The sequence below is a fragment of the Bradyrhizobium sp. USDA 4538 genome (genome assembly GCF_024171045.1).
Classification (GTDB): domain Bacteria; phylum Pseudomonadota; class Alphaproteobacteria; order Rhizobiales; family Xanthobacteraceae; genus Bradyrhizobium; species Bradyrhizobium australafricanum.
In genome coordinates, this window is sequence record NZ_JALJZE010000001.1 from 2,086,703 (window position 1) to 2,109,073 (window position 22,371).

General features: G+C 59.2%; 15 protein-coding genes, 2 pseudogenes and 1 riboswitch. Of the genes and pseudogenes, 11 read left to right on the forward strand and 6 right to left on the reverse strand.

Translation table 11 applies throughout. From position 1 onward, the window contains the following. Nucleotides 1-72: 72 nt before the first annotated feature. Complete coding sequence (locus J2R78_RS09120) at nt 73-915, forward strand: hypothetical protein (protein ID WP_253603956.1); 843 nt, start codon at nt 73-75, stop codon at nt 913-915. A gap of 303 nt (nt 916-1,218) precedes the next feature. Here the strand turns inward: J2R78_RS09120 and J2R78_RS09125 are convergent, their stop codons facing one another. The 4 genes from J2R78_RS09125 to J2R78_RS09140 form a co-directional block, all read right to left on the reverse strand. Further along, nucleotides 1,219-2,292, reverse strand: coding sequence for a ribonucleotide-diphosphate reductase subunit beta (locus J2R78_RS09125; RefSeq protein WP_253603958.1), 1,074 nt, complete (start codon nt 2,290-2,292; stop codon nt 1,219-1,221). Continuing rightward, nucleotides 2,283-4,172, reverse strand: a complete 1,890-nt coding sequence (locus J2R78_RS09130) for a ribonucleoside-diphosphate reductase subunit alpha (protein WP_253603960.1) — start codon at nt 4,170-4,172, stop codon at nt 2,283-2,285. The genes J2R78_RS09125 and J2R78_RS09130 overlap by 10 nt, the downstream gene beginning before the upstream one ends. Before the next feature lie 161 nt (nt 4,173-4,333). Then, nucleotides 4,334-4,549, reverse strand: a riboswitch (cobalamin riboswitch). A gap of 402 nt (nt 4,550-4,951) precedes the next feature. Further along, nucleotides 4,952-5,884 carry a hypothetical protein gene (locus tag J2R78_RS09135; protein WP_069280076.1) on the reverse strand — a complete coding sequence of 311 codons (933 nt, stop codon included), beginning with the start codon at nt 5,882-5,884 and terminating at the stop codon, nt 4,952-4,954. A gap of 201 nt (nt 5,885-6,085) precedes the next feature. After that, a complete protein-coding gene (locus J2R78_RS09140) occupies nt 6,086-6,298 on the reverse strand; it encodes a nodulation protein NolB (RefSeq protein WP_253588032.1) in 213 nt (70 codons plus the stop codon). A 623-nt stretch (nt 6,299-6,921) separates the two neighbouring features. Here J2R78_RS09140 and J2R78_RS09145 point away from each other — a divergent pair. Continuing rightward, the gene (locus J2R78_RS09145; protein ID WP_375167006.1) at nt 6,922-8,709 is read left to right on the forward strand and encodes an HrpF/NolX family T3SS translocon protein; all 1,788 of its coding nucleotides are present in this window, start codon (nt 6,922-6,924) and stop codon (nt 8,707-8,709) included. 620 nt (nt 8,710-9,329) lie between these two features. Here the strand turns inward: J2R78_RS09145 and J2R78_RS09150 are convergent. Beyond that, nucleotides 9,330-9,701, reverse strand: a complete 372-nt coding sequence (locus tag J2R78_RS09150; protein WP_069280061.1) for a hypothetical protein — start codon at nt 9,699-9,701, stop codon at nt 9,330-9,332. 256 nt (nt 9,702-9,957) lie between these two features. On the opposite strand from J2R78_RS09150, the gene J2R78_RS09155 reads away from it, so the two are divergent. The 6 genes from J2R78_RS09155 to J2R78_RS09180 all read left to right on the forward strand — a co-directional run bounded on the left by J2R78_RS09155 (nt 9,958) and on the right by J2R78_RS09180 (nt 14,945). Further along, a complete protein-coding gene (locus J2R78_RS09155) occupies nt 9,958-10,191 on the forward strand; it encodes a hypothetical protein (protein WP_069280658.1) in 234 nt (77 codons plus the stop codon). A 116-nt stretch (nt 10,192-10,307) separates the two neighbouring features. After that, nucleotides 10,308-11,198 carry a hypothetical protein gene (locus tag J2R78_RS09160; RefSeq protein WP_069280062.1) on the forward strand — a complete coding sequence of 297 codons (891 nt, stop codon included), beginning with the start codon at nt 10,308-10,310 and terminating at the stop codon, nt 11,196-11,198. A 33-nt stretch (nt 11,199-11,231) separates the two neighbouring features. Continuing rightward, nucleotides 11,232-11,771: a hypothetical protein gene (locus J2R78_RS09165; protein ID WP_069280063.1), complete on the forward strand. Its 540-nt coding sequence runs from the start codon at nt 11,232-11,234 to the stop codon at nt 11,769-11,771. A 2-nt stretch (nt 11,772-11,773) separates the two neighbouring features. Continuing rightward, nucleotides 11,774-12,199: a M48 family metallopeptidase gene (locus tag J2R78_RS09170; RefSeq protein WP_069280064.1), complete on the forward strand. Its 426-nt coding sequence runs from the start codon at nt 11,774-11,776 to the stop codon at nt 12,197-12,199. Between the two features lie 8 nt (nt 12,200-12,207). Beyond that, the gene (gene sctV, locus J2R78_RS09175) at nt 12,208-14,325 is read left to right on the forward strand and encodes a type III secretion system export apparatus subunit SctV (protein ID WP_069280065.1); all 2,118 of its coding nucleotides are present in this window, start codon (nt 12,208-12,210) and stop codon (nt 14,323-14,325) included. Between the two features lie 29 nt (nt 14,326-14,354). After that, nucleotides 14,355-14,945 (forward strand): tetratricopeptide repeat protein, encoded by a 591-nt coding sequence (locus J2R78_RS09180; protein WP_069280066.1) that lies wholly within the window; start codon nt 14,355-14,357, stop codon nt 14,943-14,945. A gap of 754 nt (nt 14,946-15,699) precedes the next feature. Here the strand turns inward: J2R78_RS09180 and J2R78_RS09185 are convergent. Then, nucleotides 15,700-16,020, reverse strand: a complete 321-nt coding sequence (locus J2R78_RS09185; RefSeq protein ID WP_141713663.1) for a hypothetical protein — start codon at nt 16,018-16,020, stop codon at nt 15,700-15,702. 782 nt (nt 16,021-16,802) lie between these two features. On the opposite strand from J2R78_RS09185, the gene J2R78_RS09190 reads away from it, so the two are divergent. The 3 genes and pseudogenes from J2R78_RS09190 (at nt 16,803) to J2R78_RS09200 (ending at nt 20,702) form a co-directional block, all read left to right on the forward strand. Next, nucleotides 16,803-17,513: a hypothetical protein gene (locus J2R78_RS09190; RefSeq protein ID WP_245314099.1), complete on the forward strand. Its 711-nt coding sequence runs from the start codon at nt 16,803-16,805 to the stop codon at nt 17,511-17,513. Nucleotides 17,514-18,031: 518 nt separating this feature from the next. After that, a pseudogene (locus tag J2R78_RS09195) lies at nt 18,032-19,305 on the forward strand (M16 family metallopeptidase). A gap of 56 nt (nt 19,306-19,361) precedes the next feature. Further along, nucleotides 19,362-20,702: pseudogene (locus J2R78_RS09200) on the forward strand (M16 family metallopeptidase). Nucleotides 20,703-22,371: the final 1,669 nt, after the last annotated feature.

Below are 22,371 nucleotides of genomic sequence, written 5' to 3' on the forward strand. Positions count from 1 at the left end.
TCGAACCGGCTGCGTCAGAGCCGCAGGGCATGTCTCGCTCGATCCGCTCCATCATCGAAAAGGAGTAACAGGATGGATTTCAATGCAATCGGTCCAGCGAATACGAGGCCAGAGCCCGACTTACCAGAACCGTCTATGGACGCGACCGGCTTTGAGCAGCGGCTCAGTGGCGCGCAAGCTGGTGCTCTGCCACAGCACGCAGCCCCGCCGGTCCTGCAGGGAGGCGCCTATTCGCCATATTTGGACGCAGGTCATCCTTATTCACCGTACTTGGATGCTGGTCACCCCTATTCTCCGTACCTGGATTTAGCGCATCCCTGGCTGGACTTGGATCGGGAAAATGATCCGTTTACGCCAAGCGCGGAGCACGTCGCGCCAGAACCGGAAAGCCCGCAATATCTCCCCCAGCAGACGATCGCTCAGGCGATCGAGGCACATCCTGGTGTCGATCAGGATCTGATATGGCAGAATGTGGCCGGCCCTTCACACGCTGGGCCATCGTACGCTGGACCACTGCTGGAGGGACCGTCCCATGCCGGGCCATCGCACGCCGGTCCCACCCACGCTCGGCCATTGCAAGCGGGCCCCTCTCAGGCTGGTCCGTCCGAAACTGCACCACCAGAACTTTCCGAGTTCCGGATGCTGAACGGACGTCTCGCCAAGGATTACTGGGTTTTCACTGGCCAAACGGCCACAGCCGCTCAGATCGATATGCTTGAGCGCAGCGGAGTGAAGCCGAGCAAGGACCACCCCACAAAGGTTTTTACCTTTCTCGGCGTGCCTCACACAGCCGAATGGAGAGAAGAGGGCTTCATTCGTCTTACACCGTCGCTGGACCAAACCCTTTGGCCTGAAGAGCCGGCTGAAAATAGATCTTTGGACTCCGACTCTGAGGAAGATCCGCGTATCCGCTAGGGACGGGCCGTACCTTGGCTGGGCCACGTCCTGGAAGCGGATAGATTAAAAATTGCGACGGCAGCAGCAGTTGGTACGGGCCCGCAGCCGGCAAATATTGCCATTCACCTGGTTTAAGCCCACTTGATCATTACAGAATCGGTCAAGTCAGAATAGCTGCACGCTCGAGATGAACGATCGCAGCCGTCCTCCTGTCGTTTTAGTCTCTCCGTCCCGCTGTGCCGACGCCACGAAGTCGGCAGCCTTGATCATCAACGCGATCGTCACATGCACAATCGCCCTTGATGATTAGCTCCAGCATGACTACGTCCGGCCGAAAGCTGCCCACACCCCGTCTTCGCCATCCCAGCTGCCGCGGCTCGCCGCCTTGGAGTATTCCGTGGCGCGCTGCTCGAAGAAATTGGCGTGCTCGACACCGTTGAGAATCTCCACGAGCCATGGCAGCGGATGTGCCTTGAGCCGGATGAACCCGCCCTCCTTAGCCTCGAAGAAGCCGAATACCGGGGCAATCCGCAGCTGGGTCAGTCGCCAGTCGGCGACGTAGCGGACGTAGGCATGGATCTGCTCGGGATTCATACCCTCGATCTCGCCGAGGCCAAAGGCGAGGTCGACGAAGTTCTCCTCCAGCTTCACCATGGTCTTGGCGACGTCGATGATATCGTCACGGACGGAGCGCGTCACCGCGCCAGTTTCGCGGTGCCATTCGTGAAACAGCTTTATGATGCCCTCACAATGCAGGCTCTCGTCGCGCACTGACCAGCTTACGATCTGTCCCATACCGTTCATCTTGTTGTGGCGCGGAAAGTTGAGCAGCATCGCGAAGCTCGCGAACAACGCCATGCCTTCGGTGAAGGCGCCGAACATCGCCAACGTCCGGGCGACATCGGCCACGGTGCCGACGCCGAACTCGTGCATGTAGTCGGCCTTCGCGCGCATCTCGGCATAGCCGCGGAATGCCTCGAACTCGGTTTTGGGCATACCGAGCGTTTTGAGCAGTAGCGCATAGGCATCGATGTGGACCGTCTCCATGTTGGTGAAAGCTGCAATCATCATCTGGACGGTGAGCGGCTGGAAAATCGGGATGTAGCGCTTAAGATAGTTGTCGCCGACCTCGATGTCCGATTGAGTGAAGAAACGGAAGATCTGGGTGAGCAGCGCACGTTCGTTGTCGGTGACGCGGTCCGACGCCCAGTCCTTGAGGTCTGCGCCGAGCGGCACCTCCTCCCCCATCCAATGGGTCTGCTGCTGGCGCTTCCAGAACTCGTAAGCCCAGGCGTAGCGATCAACGTCGTAGCTGCCGGTCGAGTCGAGGAGGCCGACGCGCTGCTTGCCGATCAGCGTACGCGGATCGACGGACGAGGGATCGATCACTGACATGCGAGGCACTCCTCATAGTCGGTGCGCTGCTGCGATGGTTGCGGGGGCGCAGCCTTGTCGCCATCGGCGATGGCGCCGGCGAACGCCGCGCGCGAAATAGATTTTGAACGGCAGTAGTAGAGGCTCTTCACCCCCCGCTTCCATGCCGTCCAGTGCAGCATGTGAAGATCCCATTTATCGACGTCAGCCGGCAGATAGAGGTTGACCGACTGGCTCTGGCAGACGAACGCGGCGCGGTCGGCGGCAAGTTCGACGATCCAGCGCTGGTCGATCTCGAAGGCGGTGCGAAAGACCGCTTTCTCGATTTCCGAGAGGATGTCGAGATGGGCGACCGAACCCTCGGCGGCGATGATGGACTGCCAGATCGCCGAAGTATTGGCGCCCTTGGCGGCCAGCAGCTTGGCGAGATGCCGATTACGCACCGAGATGGCGCCGGACAAGGTCTTATGGGTGTAGATGTTGGCCGGGATGGGTTCTACACAAGCGCTGGTGCCGCCGCAGATAATGCTTATCGAGGCGGTCGGCGCGATCGCGATCTTATGGCTGAAGCGGGCCATCACGCCTCGTTCCAGGGCATCCGGGCACGGCCCCCGCTCGCGCGCGAGCGTCACGGATGCCGCATCAGCATCGCGACGGATTTTCCGGAACATGTTCAGATTGAACGACTTGGCCACGACGCTTTCCATCGGAATGCTCTTGGCCTGCAGGAACGAGTGGAAGCCCATGACGCCAAGGCCGACGGAACGCTCACGCAAGGCGGCGTAGCGGGCACGCTTCATGACGCCCGGCGCCACCGTGATGAAGTGGGTCAGCACGTTGTCGAGGAAGCGCATGACGTCCTCGATGAAGCCAGGCTCCTCGTTCCACTGGTCCCAGGTCTCGAGGTTGAGCGACGACAGGCAGCACACGGCGGTACGCTCCTCGTCGCGATGATCGATGCCGGTCGGCAGGGTAATTTCGCTGCACAGGTTGGACGTTGAGACCTTGAGGCCGAGCTCGCGCTGGTGCTTGGGGAGCGCGCGGTTCACTGTATCGATGAACAAGAGATAAGGCTCCCCCGTCTGCAGCCGGTTCTCCAGGATGCGTTGCCACAGCTGGCGGGCGTCGATTTCGCGGATAACCTCCTTGGTCTTCGGACTGCGCAGAGCGAACGCAGTGCCGGCGCCTACGGCACGCATGAACTCATCGGTGACGTTGATGCCGTGATGCAGGTTGAGACTCTTGCGGTTGAAGTCGCCGGACGCCTTGCGGATCTCGAGGAACTCCTCGATCTCGGGATGGTGGATATCGAGATAGACCGCAGCCGAGCCGCGCCGTAACGAGCCCTGGCTGATCGCCAACGTCAGGCCGTCCATGACGTGGATGAACGGGATGATGCCTGAGGTAACGCCGCCCTTCACCTGCTCGCCGATCGAGCGAACATTGCCCCAGTAGGTGCCGATGCCGCCACCGTTAGAGGCAAGCCATACGTTCTCGTTCCAGGTGCCCACGATGCCTTCGAGCGAGTCCGACACCGAGTTAAGGAAGCAGGAAATCGGCAGGCCGCGCGTCGTGCCGCCGTTGGAGAGCACCGGTGTGGCTGGCATGAACCACAGCCGAGACATCGCATCGTAGAGACGTTGGGCATGCGCAACATCATCCGCGAAGGCGCAAGACACCCGCGCGAACATGTCCTGGATCATTTCGCCGGCGAGCAGATAACGGTCGCTCAGCGTCAGCTTGCCGAACGGCGTCAACAGGTCGTCGCGCGTCCGATCGAGCTTGAGATCGGCCGGCTTTGGCGATGGCGCAAGGGGGTACGGCAGCGGGGCCGGCGACGGCGGCGGCACAAGACACAACTCAGGCGCGCTGGGCTCTGCCTGCAATGGCTGCGACCTCACGCGCGCCGGCTCCTCAATGAGATGACCATGCTGATCGAAATCGTAAGACGGCGACATCGGCAACCCCGCGATGTTAGGCGGGGGGGACTGCGCGGATGACTTGCGAGGAAACCGGTCAAACGTCTCCGGCTGCAAGCGACCCAACGGGGCACCCCGCCCGAGGACTTTCGTTCAGTCGCGGCAGGTCTCCTGGCTCGCGGGTCGCCGCGGCTGTCGGCCTTCCCGGCGCTGTGCTGCGCCAGTGACCATGATGACAACCGCTCGCCGCTTACAGTTGCGGGGGCAGCCCCGGAGTAGCCGTTCGGCGCACCGGGTTCCCTCTTAGCTTCCGACCTACAAAATGTTGGGGCCAGAAGACCGTGACTGGCTAGACATAGGCACTACTCGCCGGGATTCGTCAACTGGGGAGATCCAGATTGAAACGCAAAAACATACCGAAGCCCGGACGACTTTGTCGCCGCTGTCGGCTTCTGCTGCAGGTGATTGGATATGCCGTTGGGCTGCATTACCGGTTTCCGTCAAGCCTGCGCAAAGGTCGAGGGAATTCCTGGCTCGCACGTCGCATTGATGGAATCTAAGAAACGGCGCGTCAGTAGAGGAGCAATTCGGCCAGACGCTTGATTTGATTCGCAGCGCTCCTGCTCGCCGCGACCAATGGCATCTGGACGAATTCGTTATCCACTCGCGGGCGAACAACATCGGCTCTGGCGCGCCGTCGACCGGAATGGCCTTGCATCCAGCCCCGAACCGAATCGCGCTGCACAGTGGTCCCACGCCTGTCACGGCTCCAGCGCGACCTGCAAGCCCTCCTTACTTTCAACATGAACGTAACGGGGTCCGATCGGCCGTCCCCTGCCGCTGGCGACAGTGACAATGTCTTCCAAAGGCATGGCGCGCGCATCCGCCTCGGGGCGAGACAAGATCAGATCGGCGTGAAACAGCCCTTCCGATTCGAGGCCGGTGGCATCCACGCCAAGGGCCGCCAAGCTGGCCAAACAGCTCTCAAATTCTTCAGCATCGCGAAAGCGACGCTGGATAAACGTTGCGCCGGCAAGACGTTCTGTCACAAGACCACGGTTTGCGAACGTCGCGGCGAGCGATTCAAATGGGAACATTCGTAGCACGAAGGAGATGATCCATGGTTGCTTCTCTGCCGCATCGAGAATCTCGCCGAACGTCTTCTCGGTAACGTAGCCGATGCATCCGGTCGACATGATAACATCCACGGAGCGGAGAATGCGCGCGCTGTCCATCGATAGCGCCTCCTTTTCAAGGTCAGCGACAATGCCCTGCTCTAAAAGGCCAACATTCTTCGCATAGCTGACCGCCGCTGCCGACACATCGAGGCCGATAAAGCGTGCCAACCCGACATCAGGCCAGGCTGCATAGAAACTGCGATCGAGACTCACCAATGTCTCAGAGCTGATCGCTCTCATCTCACGCCGGGCGTAGCGGTGACGCAAGCCCGCGAAGGTCAGCGGAAAGCGATGCACCGCTGCATTGATACCGTACGAACAACCAACATCGAGCACGACGGGCTTGAGGCCGGTGGCCGAAGCTTTCGCTGCCAGTATTTGGCGCACAACCGGCTCAGCCACGTCCGGTATCATATAATCCAGGTCTCCGAGGACCGAGAAATATGCCCTCGGATCATCCGAAGCATAAATATCGTGGAATGCAGCTTTAGACCGATTGATGCGCGAGAAATCTATCCGCAACGCAATGTCTCCTCTCATTTGCAAGCAGCTCGACGGCTGTTGCCTTCGTACCCGCCTGCACTTTGGTTATATAGGGTGTAGGCCCTTACATCCGCCGATGCGGTAGCAGAAGTGGCAAGTGAACAAGCGCATCACCCCCTCTGCGCGTCGCGGCGCGAGCGATCCTGCTGTTGTGCGAAGAAACCATCAGCCCGCTCAGCCCACCGATAGAAGCTTATTCAGAGATAAGCTGACGGCGCCGGCGCCCTTGGAGATGAGCGAAACCTGAATGACGCGATCGCCAACACCCCACAGGTTCGTCAAGGCCGAATCGAAATGATCCCTACCTTCCGGTTTACCTGCCGGATGCCAGGCGGCAGGCCCACGAAGCTGCACCTTGCTTCGAAGCTGCCTGCGCAAGACTATCATGAAACTGGTCCCGCACCGATAAACAGCCGCTGGAGAACCATTCAGCCGGGTTGAGAGAGATCGAGGCAACGGCAGGCAACATGAGAAGAACCGTTTTGTCACGTGATGAGATTGGCACCTTCGTGAGCGCGAATGGGCCAGCACCCTAGAAACGCAAGCTGACCGAAAGCTGACGAGCCTTCGTCACCTGATGATCATCGAGCGCGAAACCAGTGCCCCATCTTGAGATGCTCCGGAGATCTTGCGAGATCGTTAGACCAAATCAACGAATGCTGCGGATCGGCAGACGGGAATTGCACCAGGCCAAGTCAACGCAACCATACAAAGCTGACACCGGCATTGAAAATCCGTCCGGCCTTACTGGCAAGGCCATGTCATCAATCGTGTCGAAATCGTCTGAGCGCCGTCAGCTTCTCGAAAGCTTGTCCGTCCTAGCATACGGCGTGAAGACGGCGGTGTCCCCATGGATGGTCGCGGAACTGAGCGCTGGAGGCGCACCGAGCAACAGGATGCAAGTGGTAGGACCTGTTGAACTCTGCCGCTCAACACTCCTTGTTCGTCGCGATCTCGGGCCGCAACTAGGTGACCGTCTTGTGGTGCACCCTTAAATCGGAGAACGTATAATGTCAGTCGACCTATCGCCAACCGCCAATTCAACTGTGGCTTTACCCGGAATGCCCGCCCCGCCCTCTTCGGCGCAGGACTTTTCCAGCTTTCAGGCGATGTTGGTCAGCCTCGCGTCGAAGGACGCGACTAGCGATCATTCCGCACCGCAGGAGCCGGTGCCGACAGACGCAGCCCAGCAACTGACAGAGGAACTCACGCGGGAGACGCGGAGTATTCTTCCACCAGAGATTAGGGCGGCACTGGATGGATATCAGGATGACCCACAGCCGTCCTGTGCTGCGAGCAGCCCAATCATTGCGGAGGCACCCGTACAAAGCTCAAGGATCACCTGGAATGGTGGCACGCTGACTAATGCGGAACTGCAGATTGTCTCTGTCCTGAACCGCCACAAGGACAAATGTCCGCTTGATTGGAAGTCCCTGGGAGATTTGGCCAACGATCCCTCGACACCGCCGGATCTAAAGGCGGCGATCGAAGCGCTGCAACAGGACCCGGAGCTCTTTTATGCGATCGGTTCGCAAGGCGACGGCCGCTGTGGCGGCAAGATCAAGGTGGGCGATCTCTGCGGCTTTTCCGATCACCACCCCCAAGTTGCCGCGTTCCAAGAGCAGCGGGCGCGGACCTACGAGCAGAACTACATACCATCCGACGGGACCGGAAATGGTGAGCCATCGGTCATGACCCTGACCGATGCCATGCGCGAGCTCTACCGCTATTCCGATAACCTGCCCAAGAACTTGAGCCTTGCGGATTTCAGACACATCGTGGACGGCAACGCCGACATTGGCAAATGCCCCCCACAGGTCCTCGCGGCGGCTCAATATTTTCTCGACCACCCGGATCAATGGAAGCAGTTATACGGCGGCTCGATCGATAAGGTCCACAAAGAGGACTTTTTGCAGGTCGCTTCATCATCGATGAGTCTCAGCCGACCCGAGCTGAGCACACTAGACACGATTAACAACAACCAGGACGCCTTCTTTGGAAATGGCGTTCTGACCCGGGAAAAGCTCGCGAGTATGGTGGACGACAAGAATCTTTCTCCCGAGGTACGAAAAGCGGCCTCCCAGCTGCTCTCGGATCCTGTGCTGTTTGGGTTGATGAACAACGCGATTACCGGCTACAAAACCCACCACAAGTTTTTCGACTTCGGCGGCGGCCACACGGTTGATTCCGGAAACATCAGCGGAAATGATTTCAAGCAGTTCTTCAATAACATGTCTGGTGCGAACCGCGCTGCTCCGCAGTTGAAGACGCATGCCGCTCAAACGCCTGCCGAACAGGAGGCTACCGCGGACATGATGGATGGCGTGGCAGACCAGCCCGACATCAAGTCTCCCAAGAAGAACGGTGGCGCCCTCATGCATGCACTTGATGACGTGCTGAAGGTCGGCTCGAAGCTGCTCGACTGGACAGCGACGGCCGTTGGTGTACTCGGCTTTATTCCAGGGCTGGGTGAGCTGGCCGATCTTGCTTCAATGGTGATGGAGGCCGAGGCGCAAGCTGCAAATCTTCTGCACACCGCGATCACCGGTGGCAACATAAAACAGGCGCTGGCGGAAGCCGGGCTCAGTCTCGCGGCGCAGGCCGTGGGCTGCATCGCCGGCCCCGAGGTCAAGATAGCGATACGGGAAGGCTTGGTGAAGCAGGCAATTCAAGAAGCGGCGACGGCCGGCATCAACCTGCCGGTGTCGATGGCTCAGTCCTACGCGGAGAACTATCTGGATAACCTCAAGGCACGGATTGAATCCGAGCGCACGCAAGCTGCAGGTGCCTACGCCTAGTCGTAGCGGCGCTATCGACACAGGGTGAAGCTGGAACGAAAGGCTAGCTTGCGAGGCCACCGCGCGCACAGTCGTCCGCGCGGTGCAGCTTCCGCAAGCTCCGCCGACATTCGATGCTTACACCGACGAGCGTATTTGGCGATAGCTAAACCGGCGCATTTGTCGGCTGTACTCGAGCGACCGACCGACATTCTCACATCGCGTATGCCAACGCGAAGATCTCGCCGTACTGATGGATCTCGCCGTACTGATGGCGCCACCCGTCGCGAGCTGTCAACTTTACGCCGCCACCAACCGGGCGGAGCTGCAAACCTCACCAGTTTACGCCGTCGGATCGAGACCACATGAGTGATTCGTGAGGCTCAAGGTCCTTGTCTCCGACGCCTCCCGATCGTGTCCGATAAAGTGGACCGATTTTTATGGGTTTGCCACGAGCGGAACTGGAGGATCGCGCTTCGTTTCTGACGCGTATAAGCACCTTTAACCTGCCGCCCTGGAGCGGGGATGGAGACAAGTCGCTGAGTCGCTCGAGGCAAATAAATTGCCGAACGAGTTGCGAGTATTCCTCCCCTCAGATTGGGCTACATCAATGATCAAGCCCATTTTATCCGTCCTGGCGCTTACATTCCGCTCACCAAAGCTGCGCTTGAATGATCAGCGGGCTGCCTGATCAAGTGCCACATCAGCGAGGTTCTTGTACCAACTCTCTGATCTGCAGCTTTCGCCGGCCTAGTGCCGACATATGAGGCCACCTGAGCAGAAGCAGCGTCAATGAGCTCACTGTATTTTCTGCGGCTCGTCAGCTTGTCGAAAGCTAACGCTTGCATAGTAAACATGATGGAGACTCCTTCCACCGCACGAACGAAGTTTGAAGTAGGAGACACCCGATGCGTATTTCCAGCACAAGCGGCGCTGGGCACCTTGATACCGACCTCCATGCGGCTGGCGGCGCCAAAAAGGGATCCCGGAGCCCTGGTGAGCACGATGATCATGGTCGATCGACTGGTGCAGGAGCTCCCGTAGATGGCGGCACGTCTAGTCCAGACGCTGGCTCGCAAGCCGCCGCTATGCAGCAAGCGTTCAACGTCGCTCTCGGCTCCGTCGTTTTCCAACTTGCAAGTAGTGCAATGGGCAAGTTCGACGATACCATGGCCGAGACAGAGGAGGATTCCTGACCTCGCATGTTGCGGTGTCAGGAAAATGAGAGCCGCAAGTCGCGGCAATGTTCGAACAAACAGGAGAGACAATATGGCTGATAAGGTTGGTGCGTCCCATTCCTCGACTGCAGGTGGCGCAGCTGGTACTGCTGCTGCAGCCGCGGGTTCCACCGCAGCTGAAGTTGCCGGAGAAGCGGCATTCAACAGGCAACTCGCCGCACTGACTGCCACCAGCACGAAGGCTGCTGAAAGGGATGTGGAACTTCGCGTCGTCACGACAGAGCTCTCGACCGTCAAGAAGGTGGCCGACGAGCGGGTGCAGTAACGGATGAAGCGGGACGCCGTTATGTCCTTCCCGCTTTTGCGGGCCGCATAATCTGTGAAGTCGCAACAGACCGTACGGCTTGCCGTACGGTCTCGTTCTTCATTCAGGAGGCGACCGTGAATGAACCAGCTTCCCCGCTTTTCGAAGTGTTGTCGGGGTCTTATTCCGGGCTGACCGGCAAGGCGGGGGGCGGCTCGTGCTTGATTGGCAGCAGCCTCGATGCTGATTTGGTCTTCGTCGAGCAAGGCCTCGAACCGCACCATCTTCGCGTCAGCTGGCATGTCAGCTCGATCGAGATCGAGGCCCTTGCCGCAGACGTCGCGATCGAGGGCCGCGACTCTATTTCGCCAAATGAGATCGTTGTTCTCCCTCTTCCTGCCGTCATCCGTATGGGCGCGATGTCCATTCGCTTGTCGATCGATGGCTCTCAACAAGCCGGCTCTACCGGTCGCCGGCATGTACCGATTACCGTGCTCGCCTTGGTCCTTATCAGCTCTGCCGCAGTTAGCACTGTCTCAACGGGCCTTCTCCAGTCCGACGGCGCCGCAGTACCGAGCACTTCGTCCTCCGCCGCGGACATTGGCCCCAAAGTCGCGCTCGCCGCCCCTGATGCTCCGGCCGCCGACGCAGCTGCTCGACGGCTGCAAGGGGAAGTTGATGCAGCGGGCCTGCTCGGTATCAAAGTCGGTTCTGGGCCGGGCGTTGTGACGGCCGATGGCACCATTACGCCTGCCTCGCTCGCTAAATGGCGGGAAGTCCAGCAGCGATTCGATGTCGACAGCAATGGTGGTTATACGCTCGTCAGCGCGGTCGCCATCAAGGATGAGAAGACGCCCCCCGCGATTGCCGTCCAGGCGGTTTGGCGCGGAAACGACCCTTACCTGGTCATTTCTGGTCAAAAGTATTTCGTGGGCGCGATCTTGAGCAATGGATGGACCGTAAAGGAGATCGAGGACGGACGTGTGCTGCTGACACGCAATGGCCAGCTTGCTGCTCTATCTTATTAAAGTTTTAGCCCTCGGGCAACGAAGGAACGTTTCATGACTAGGCTGCCGCAGCGGTCCGTAGAGCTTGGCACCGCCTTTCAGGGAATCAACAACGAGCATCATGCACCTGCCGTCGCCCCGGCCACACCTCAGGCCAGTGGCATCGGCATCGACAAGGTCCATGGAAAAGGCGGTAACGCTCACACGTCAGTTGTCCAGGACCGCGCGGCGCAGGAGCGGTTGGCTGCCAATACGATCGATAACGCGCTCGAACTCAAGTCAATCGATCCAATCTCGCGGATCAATCCCACCGATGCCACCGAGCACGCAGATAAGATCGGAACGAATTCGGAACTTGCATGGCTGAACGGCCCCAATCTCGCGGATAGCCTGCTCTCCTTCGTCACGCCCCGCCTGCGTCATTCGCATGTTGTGCGTCCAGAGCAACACGGCCTTCTCCTCGAGCGCCTGGCCGATGCGCTGTCAGCCGCGCCAGAGGGCTCGGTGGCACGCGAAGGGGCCGCGCTTCTGCGGCTGGAACTACGGCGGTTAATCCTGCTCCGGCAGAATCACAACGGCTTGATCCAAGGTTAGCAATGCCAGATCCGCGCGGAGTGCAACACTTCACACCTACCCAGTCCTCAAATGTTTTCAAAACCGATGGGGTGGTGCCGATCTCTGGGCCCGAGCGCGATTTGCTCTGCGCGCTTACCTATGTCCACCTTGCGTGCGGGCAGAGCGCACACAGCCTGGCTCTTTTACGGCCCGTGGTTCACGAACATTCTCAAGACGTCGAGCTGCTTCGTATCCTCGCCTATGCTCTCATCTCAGAGCGCCTCGGCGAGGAAGCGCTATCGGTATTGGACAGGCTGGACGTGCTTGATGATCAGCCATCGTCGCGCCCGCCATTGCTCCTGCTACGCAGCCATGCTCTGCGTCAGGCTGGCCGCATAGTCGAGGCGCAGGCCACCTTCAAGCGCTATGTTTCATTGCGGGGCAGCACGGCTCCGGTCAAACGATAAGGCTTTGCATGGCCAGGAACCTACGAAATCTCGTCGCCCGCGCACCGTCTCACCCGGATTTGATGGTCGCGTTGATGCTGCTTCTGGCGATCGGAATGATGATCATGCCGATGCCAATCGTGGTGCTCGATATGCTGATCGGCTTCAATCTCGGCTTTGCCATATTGCTGCTGATGGTCGCCCTCTATCTCAATACGCCGCTCGACTTTTCGTCGCTGCCGGGCGTCATCCTTATCTCCACAGTCTTTCGTCTAGCACTTACCGTTGCAACGACGCGGCTGATACTCGCCGAAGGCGATGCCGGCAGCATCATCCATACGTTTGGCGATTTCGTCATATCGGGCAACATCGCCGTCGGAATTGTCATATTCCTCATCGTGACCATGGTACAGTTCATGGTTCTCGCTAAGGGGGCCGAACGCGTCGCAGAGGTATCGGCGCGCTTCACGCTCGACGCCCTGCCCGGCAAGCAGATGGCTATCGACGCGGAGCTGCGCAACGGCCACATCGATCAGCACGAAGCCCGCAGCCGGCGCAGCGCGCTGGAGCGAGAAAGCCAACTTCACGGCGCCATGGACGGCGCTATGAAATTTGTGAAGGGCGACGCTATCGCCGGCCTCATCGTCATCTGCATCAACATGCTGGGCGGCATCACGATCGGTTCGCTTTCTAAGGGCATGTCCCTTGAGGAGGCGATGCATCAATACACCATCCTGACTATAGGCGATGCACTCATTTCGCAGATTCCGGCCCTGCTACTCTCAATTACAGCGGCGACCATCGTCACTCGCGTCAACGGTCCCTCTAGGCTTAATCTTGGCGCCGATATCGTCAACCAGCTTACTGCCAGCACACAAGCGCTACGGCTGGCCGCCTGCGTCCTCGTTGTGATGGGGCTTGTTCCGGGCTTCCCTTTGCCACCCTTCGTCATTTTGGCCGCACTCTTCTGTGCGGCGAGCTTTCTCAAGGTTGGTATGCAGGATGGCAAAGCGGACATCAAGACAGGCGCCAGTTCGACCGGTGCGGCTCCCACTTCCGCACAGGGTCAGAAGCAACCCGTGCCTGCGGAAGCACTTCCGATCACGCTCTTGCTGGCGCCGAACCTGACACAAGCGATCGACAAAGCAGACCTTGAGCAGGGCATCGCACGGGTTTCGGCACTGGTCTCATCTGATCTTGGCATCGCGATTCCGCGCATTCCAACCCAAGTCGACCAGCAGTTGGCGGATTCGCAATTCAGGGTGGATGTCGAGGGAGTGCCCGTCGAAGCGGACAGCCTTAAGCCGACACAACTCTTGCTCAACGACGACGCGGTAAACATTGAATTGAGCGGAATCCCCTTTCGGCAGGACCCAGACACGAACCGGATCTGGATCGAACAAGCTCATGCTCCTGCTCTCAAAGCAGCCGGAATAGGGCATCACCGTGCAAGCGATGTGATCGCCTTGCGGGTCCAGTCGACGTTGAGGCGCTATGCTCAACGCCTGGTGGGCATTCAAGAAACCCGTCAGCTGCTCGGACGGATGGAGCAAGAATATGCTGATCTCGTGAAGGAGGTGCTGCGCACGACGCCGATCCCCCGCATCGCGGACGTTCTGCGCCGCTTGCTGGACGAGGGCATCCCGATCCGCAACACTCGCCTAGTCCTGGAGGCGCTCGCAGAATGGAGCGAACGGGAGCAGAATGCCGTGCTGCTGACCGAATATGTCCGCTCCGGTCTGAAGCGCCAGATTTGTCATCGCTATGCCAACGCCCATCGTGTTGTCGCTGCCTTTATCGTCGAGCGCGAAACCGAGGATATCGTGCGTGGTGCCGTGCGCGAAACCGCTGTCGGCCCCTATCTTGTTTTGGAAGATCGGCAAAGCGAGATGCTGCTTTCACAATTCCATCAGATCCATGCGAGCCTCGCGCGGAGTCAGAGCCAGCCAGTCATTCTTGGCTCGATGGATATCCGGCGCTTCGTCCGCGGCTTCCTCACCCGTAACGGAATCGATCTGCCCGTTCTCTCGTATCAGGATCTTGCCGCGGACTTCACGGTCCAGCCGATTGGCTCCGTCAAACTTTCCGCTGGCAAGGACAGGACCCCCATAGGAGAGCATCGCGATCCTCTCCGTGCGGCCGGCTGACGAGTACAGCTGTGGGCGTGAGATAACTTATGAAGTCGTATGAAATCGACATTCTGCGGTGCCGGCGTAGCTTTCGTCCGCACGCGAGCTCAGCCTTTCTCCCAGTTCTCGCCGTTTTGCTGCTCGCAGGCTGCGCTAACCTGGACCACCCGGGTCTTTCATCGCAGCAGACGCCTACAGCAGAGTTGGTCGGCGTTGCGAAGATCAATCCCGCCATGCGAGAGCGAATCGCTCACGCCCTCGTTCGAGACGCTGGCGAGCGGCATTTGTGCGATGCGCTGAAGCAAAGACCAGACAACGCCGATGCCGCGATTCCTCTGACGCGGGAACTGCTGGCTCGTAAATGCCCGGGCGAGGCGATTGAGGTGCTTGATACCGTCTTGTTGGCGTCACCCGGCGACCTGCGCGCACTGAACGCCAAAGCCGTCGTCCTCGATCACCAAAGCCGCCACCAGGAGGCCCAGGCGCTATACCGCCAAGCTCTCGCGGCCGACCCGGCAAATCCGATGTTGCGCAACAATCTCGCGCTATCGCTCGCACTTGACAGCAAGACAGAGCCAGAGAGCGTCAGCCCCCAATCGCAGACCGACGGCCGACAGGCGTTGGCCCGATCGAGATAGTCCAGCGAGCAAGAGCGGACCATGAATGCTTGATGCCTGCCCCCACCGCCTGCTTACGGTGAACCGACTATTCGCCGCGCCGCGCGAGGACGGCCTTCATGGAAAGTGATGTCTTTGGTGGAATGGCAATCATGCCCCATAATCGCATCAGTGACCCATCATGCAACAGTGCTCAAGTGTTTCCGAGGCCGATGAAAATGAGACAGCGCGCTGAAGGGCGATTCTTGTGCACGAAGACAGCCATGTCATTGTCTCGGATCAAGGGATTGCATCGGCGAGACTTGCCAGCAAGTTGGAACTCGCCGCGCGTCCTCCTCCTTCGCGTGCACGGTCGTGAGACGATCTGCAATCAAGCGTGCGCAACGAATCCATTTGCATCTCTTCGTTCGGTCTTGAAATGGCATAGCCGAATGGTGCGCGGGACTTCGCGCACCCCAGGAACGGCTGTTGCGATGTTGCGAAACAATCTCGTGCTGTCGCTTGCGCTAGAAGGGAAGACGGAGACCGACGCTCGCCCACAACCGCAGAGCGACGGCAGGCACGCCGTGGCCCGATCACGATGGCGCGGCCAGCGCTTGATGCCTGTGCGGCGGCTTGTCGACACTAGGCTGACTGTAAGCCGCCGCTAAGACTCAGGAAGAGACAATATGTGGTCGATAGGTACACGAATCGACAGGCACACCATAGCGGTTCAGCCGTCACCCTATCTTCCAGGTGTTTACGAGGCCGCTACCTTGCGATGGCCGGGAACCAGTCAAGCCTGCAGTCCGACATTAGTGAGAGCTTTCGCGGTTTCAATTGAATAGATAAAATCCTCCGTGACCCGCTGCTTGGCGCCTTTCACCCAGGCCTGAAGAACGCCGATCTGGTCGGGCGCCGAAGTCGTGGAGGAGACTTCCTTGAAGAACTCCGTCAATTGTGTCGATTCGGTTTGAAGGCGCTCCTGCCAGTGCCAATAGGCCTCTGAGTACTTTTTCAAAAGCTCGTTTTGCGTTCCGATGACTCGCTTGGTGAAGTCCTGAAACGCGCCGGCTGCAATGCCGATGTCATTGTTTATTCCATTCTCTTTCGTCATCATCATCTCCTTTGTCGTTGTATATGGACGACGACGCCTGAGCAGAACCCCCGCCTGTCATTCGTGGTCACCAATTGGCACGTCTGTGCTCTCGCCTACAATTGCGGGGCCAATCTGGTCCCTTTGCTCGACGAGCAAACGACGTGCCATAAAAGATCCCTGAGAGGCTGCCGTCCACGAACAGGAAAGACACGTGCTTGATATAGCGCTCCGGACGCCCTGCTACTGCGGCGTCGCCGTCGAGACATGAAAGTATCAAATCGGACACGGCAGAGCGACAGCAGTGGAGGGCGAATGGCAGCTCTCGTGCCGAACAGCGATGACGATCGACGGGGAGCAATTGCTCATCGTTCCGATGTTCGGATCTATTCAACCGCTGACCAGCATCCTAGCACAATACGCTGCTTGGGCGCGTGCCCCATTGCTCGAAGCTGCGCGACAGAAAACTGGTAGCGATTCAAGATATAGCGCGCCCGAGCAGCCGGCCGACGGTGGCCTAGCGATGCTATGCGTATTGATAGCGAACGGTTCAGTGGGCTTCGCGGAGACGGCGTTCGAGCCAATCAGCGGTCATCATGAGCGTATCGGCTTGCTTCGCACTGCGATGAGCTTGTACTGGCTGTTTAAAGGGGACACTGGTACGCCGGGAAGTGTATGCCCGGAATAGCCCCTACCAAAACTAGGAGGCGACGACGTGCCTGTATGTAGCTAATATGGTTCTTGGGTTCGGGAGGTCAAGCAGACGACTTGTCCGCCAGAGCGCTCGCGACGAGGGGACTCGGATGATCACGCCGGTTCGACGGAACTGGAATCCAAAAGAATTGTTCAACGCTCTTACGCCTGCGATGTTCACCGCCGAACCATCGGCCATACGCGCACGCTGGGATAAATTGTGGCCTGATCTGTATACGGAGTATGACGCCCGATATCTGAAACAAGAACTAGCCGACCGAAACCTCATCGCTACCGATGAAGCTGCGGCATTTCTCGACGCCTGGGCGATCGATGAAGAGCGCCACACCGATGGCTTCATCCGCATCATTGAACTTGTCGCTCATGGAGCCGAGAGGGATCTTCGAGAGAGATTGGACGCTCGACCGCATGATTTTGGTCCGATCACTGAGCACCTAACGGACGAATTCTCCCTCATGGTTATGATCGCATTTGACGAGATGTGCACTTGCCGCGCCTACGCAGCAGAAAAGCCGTTTTATGACGGCCTTGGGAACACTAAATTTCATCATTGGCTGCGGGAGATCATTGCCGACGAGGCGGTTCACTCGATGAACGCTGTTAACGTCATCCGCGCGCGCTATCGCGACCGCATTGGGCAAGTCGGCCCAATTCTCGATAACCTAATCCGCGCGAGCGCAAATCTACGCTATTCTGGCACCTTCGTCCTGGACTACTTCGGCACAGTGTACTCCAAGGAGCTCATCGCAAATTCTCGGCTCGCAACCATGAGAAATATTGCCAAGCCACTTGCGGTGTAGAGCGAGATTCTACCAGCGAGCCCTCGCGAACGTTTATTCGGCATCATCGCAGCTCAATCCGTCCTTCCCTGTAAGTTGCTAATTGGCGCCAACCGTTGTGGGCTTTCGTGCGCAACGTCGTGCCCACGACATGCCGGCGCTTGATGTTTGGCCAGAACAACCGGGCCGGGTTTGTTTTGCGTCCGGTTGGCGCGTCGTTCGGCCTTGCGCGGGCCATCGGGCAATTGGCCCGGCCTTTGCTCTATTGCTTGCCAAACAGTGTGCAGCTTCCCGCTTTGTCGGTCTGTCCGCCACAGCACGTGAATCTCTATTGAATGGAAGGCGATGCCATGTAGAACGGGCGTTCGGTCACCACCACGGCGGGAGGTATCACCACTGACGCGATCGGTTCGATGACGCGCACCGCCCTGGCGATCGAACACAGAACAGATGATAGCACGGATGGTAACCTATACTTTCCCGAGGAGGAGAGCGTCTTCGCCCAGAACACGGTCACGTCAGATCGACCGGCTAGCTTTGTGCTTCATAACGGCCTGCAGGTGGTGGTGATTCCGGATCATCGGATACCCGTTGTGACTCAGATGATCTGGTATAAGGTCGAGGCCGCCGATGAGCCGCCGGGCAAATCGGGGCTGGCGCATTTCCTCGAACACCTAATGTTCAAGGGCACCTCCAAACATCCGGCGGATGAGTTTTCCCAGACCGTGTTGCGCGTCGGCGGCAACCAAAAATGCGTTCACCGGAACCGACTATACCAGCTATTTCCAGCATGTGCCGCGCGAGCACCTCGGCAAAGATAATGGAACTTGAAGCTGACCGCATGACTGGTCTCATGCTAAAAGATGAGAACGTGCTGTCCGAGCGCAACGTCGTGCTTGAGGAATTCAATATGCGGGTCGCAAACGATCCGGGTGCGCGGCTCGCCGAGCAGATGATGGCGGCGCTTTACCTCAACCATCCCTACGGCCGTCCTGTGATCGGTTGGCGGCAGGAGATCGAAAAGCTCCAGCGCGAGGATGCGCTCGCGTTCTATAAGCGTTTCTACGCACCGAACAACGCCATCCCGATCATCGCGGGCGACGTCGAAGCCACTGAGATCCACGCGATGGTGGAGAAGAATTTTGGCGACATCCCCCCGTAGCCGTCGATCCCCGCTCAACGCCTGCGACCGCAGGAGCCGACCCCGGCCGCGCTGCGCGCCGTGACGCTGGCCGATCCCCGCGTCGAGCAGCCAGCCTTGCACCGCTGCTATCTCGTACCGTCGGCTCGCACCGCGGCCGCCGGGGAGAGCGCAGCGCTCGAGGTGCTGGTGAAACTGATGGGCAGTGGCGTCAACTCATATCTCTATCGCGCGCTGGTAATCGATAAGCAGCTCGCGGTCAGTACATCGGCGGGCTACCACGCTACCGCATTCGACCCCTCGCAATTCGGGATTTCCGTCACACCAAAACCTGGCGTCGAGTTCGCCCGGATTGAGCGCGCCGCCGACGAGATGATCGCCGACATTGCGCATCATCCGGCGACTCCCGAAGATCTCGAGCGGGTCAAGACCTGGCTGATTGCGCAAGCAATCTACGCCCAAGACAATCACGAAATGGTCGCGAGCTGGTATGGCCGCGGCCTGACGACGGGACGAAGCATCGACGATATCCGAGGCTGGCCGGACGGCATCCGCGCCGTCGGCGCCCAGCAGGTGCAGGAGGCCGCGCGCAAATGGCTCGACAAGAGACGCTCGGTGACGGGTTATCTCATCAAAGAGTCAGCGCCACAGCACGGGGAGAAGCTGCAGTGACCTATTCTTGCACACGACGTGAGGTTCTCCTCGGCGGCGCGTCGCTCTCAATCGCGATGCTCACCTCGCCACCTTCGCTTGCCGCCATCACGACCACGATCCAGCGTTTGGTCTCGTCTTGCGGTATAGAAGTCTGGTTCGTCCGAGATTCCACCGTCCCGTTGATCGCGATGGAATTCGCTTTCGGGGGCGGCGCGACTCAAGATCCCACCGACAAACCCGGGGTTGGCCACATGGTTGCTGGCCTGCTCAACGAAGGTTCCGGCGATCTCAACTTCAAGGCCTTTCATGAGCGACTCGACCGCCGCGCCATCGAGCTAAGCTTTGGATCGACCCAAGATCACTTCTGCGGTGGCTTGCGCACCCTCGAGGACAACGGGGACGAGGCCTTCGACCTTCTAAGGATGGCGCTAACCTCGCCCCGCTTCGACCCCGCCGATGTCGAACGAATCCGCGCCGGCGTACTTGCGCGCCTTCGGCATTACTCGACCGATCCATCATCACTCGCCGGTCGCAAGCTCCTAGAGGTCGCCTTCAACGATCATCCTTATGCCCGCCCAACCGCAGGCTCGGTCGAAAGCGTGCCGAAGATCGAAGTCGCGGATCTCAAGAGCCATGTCCGACGCGTGATCGCAAGAGACACGCTCAAGATCGCGGTGGTCGGCAACGTCGATCCAGAGGTACTCTGCAAGCTTCTCGACAAGACCTTTGGCGGCTTGCCGGCCAAGGCGGACTCGACGCCGGTACCCGACGTGGTCGTGGCAAAGCCGCCGCAGCGCGCATTCATTCCGTTCGATGTGCCGCAGACAGTCATGGCTTTCGGCGGTCCGGCGTTCGCCGCGGCGAGCCCGATTTCATGGCCGCCTATGTCGTCAACCACATCCTCGGCGGTGCAGGTCTGAGGTCGCGGCTGTTCCGCGAAGTCCGCGAGAAGCGCGAGCTAGCCTATTTCGTACGTGAGCACCTGGTCTGGAGGACTCATTCGGCCATGTTCGTCGGCAAATGCGCGACCCGAGCCGATCGCGCCGGCGAGACGGTCGAACAGATCGAGAAGCAAGCCCGCCACATCGCCGAGGTAGGGCCGACCCAGCAGGAACTCGATGACGCAAAGTGTTACCTGAAGGGCTCGCAAATGCTGGCGCTCAACTCATCATCAAAACTTGCGCGCACGCTGCTGCAGCATCAGCTTGACAAGCTACCGATCAACTATTTCGAAAAGCACAACGCCGTCGTCGACGCAGCGACTGTGGGGCCAGGGCCTGCTCACCATTATCGTCGGCCGCGCCCGCCTTGGCGAAGCCCAGTCGTCCCCTGTCCCATCGGTCGCGACGCCGCCGCCACACACCGAGCAGCTAAGCGCCACGCCATCACCCACCTTACCGAAAAAACCCAATTAGCTTGTAGGTAACCCGGCTCGTAACCACGAGGCTCACTCTCCAATTCTCCTTCCGGTCGAGAACTGGCACTTGGCAACCGCGGGGGATCGGGCTCAACTCTCGGACTCACGGCTGAGCAGCACAAATGAGCGCTCACCGATTGCCTTGTTACCAATCTTTCACTTCTCGCTCAAGCAGCGATCCCCGGCACCCGGAAGTCCTCACAGCGCTAGAAATCGCATCTTTTGGAGGCTCCGGGACGAAGACGCAGGAGCTATGAAGTCGACGCTTCCTGTTTCCCCTCCTTACTCGATCTGCCGCGATAAGTATCCGCCTTTAGGCGTCTTACAGTTGTGCTCAGCTGGTGTTACCGTCGAGGAATAGCGTTATGTACCGTGGCGCCAGCGGATCGACACCTGCCCTACAGCGCAACCTCTAGAGGGTAAACTAAAGGGTCGGTGGCCCCATGGAGGACGTGGAGGCGAGTGTGAAGAAGCTTCATGCCGAAGCCGGATATGCGGTAGCAAAAAGTGCGACTGACGAGAAGAAGCGCGATCTGTACGAGCATCTCGGCGCCCGTTTTGCAGCTTGCCGACCAAATCGAAGAGGCCATGGCCAAACGGTCAGAGTGATCGGTCGATAAACGGTGCTGTCGGTATTAATAAGGGCCGATCCGGTCAGCGCAATTTCGACATCAGATGCACAGATCAGCCGGTGCAGGTCGTAGAGTGTACGCCGTGAAAGCCTCCTCACGTCGGGCGTGCGCGAGGCGGGCGCCCCTTAAGCCACTCAAGCAGCTTCACACTCTTGCGCCAGCGCTCCACGGCGACCGGATCACGATGGACAATCGTCAGATAGGCGCGCGCGGTCTGATCAGGAGCATATCGCCTTTGCTCCCAGATCTCGCAGTCTGGCCAATCTTACAGAGCAGCGCGGGGCAAATTCCTCCTGCGTTAGTCCGACCTTCTTCCGAATTGCCTTCACATCCATCGTTGTGCGGCATGCTCTAGGGCCAACGCAACCCATTCGCGACGCTCTTCACACATACGACGCGTCAGGTCGCCGAGATCAAGCGCGGTGTAGCGAATCCGAGCGCTGAAAGACTGCCAAAACTCGCACGCGCATTCGGCTCCAGCTCGAATTCGTGCCAATTACGCCAACCACGTCCGCATTGCCAAGCTGAGCGCGCGGCCCGGAGCCTCGGCTCTGTTGACCTATTTGACGTCGGGAAGCGATGTCCGACCGACGTTCTCCAGGTGCTTTGGAGGCGAGCCTGATGGCAGTCTTCCATTGGCGATCCTCACTTTACGCGCAGGCGTCACGTGGGCCGCTGTGACCCCAACAAGCATCTCGGACGCGGCCGCACGCAGCGGTCGGCCGCCGCCTTCTTCACGGGAGCAACTTCGGCTCGCTGGGTGCTAAAGTGGCTACGCTTCCACTCCAGCGCTCAAACCTGCCGCGTGTCTTTCAATAGACCGATGGCTCGATACTTTCATTGTCATCCTCGAACTGACTAGCCACGTCACCTGCCGAAGACGACAGTAATGATTGTCAAGTTAAATGTTTGATGATCGACCAGGTCATCACAGCCTGCGACCCGACGGGCCGAACGCGTCTACGCAGCCGCGCCGCACTGCCTCGATCCTGCTTCCACCAAGTCTACAATCTGATGTTACGTGAGCTTCAAGTC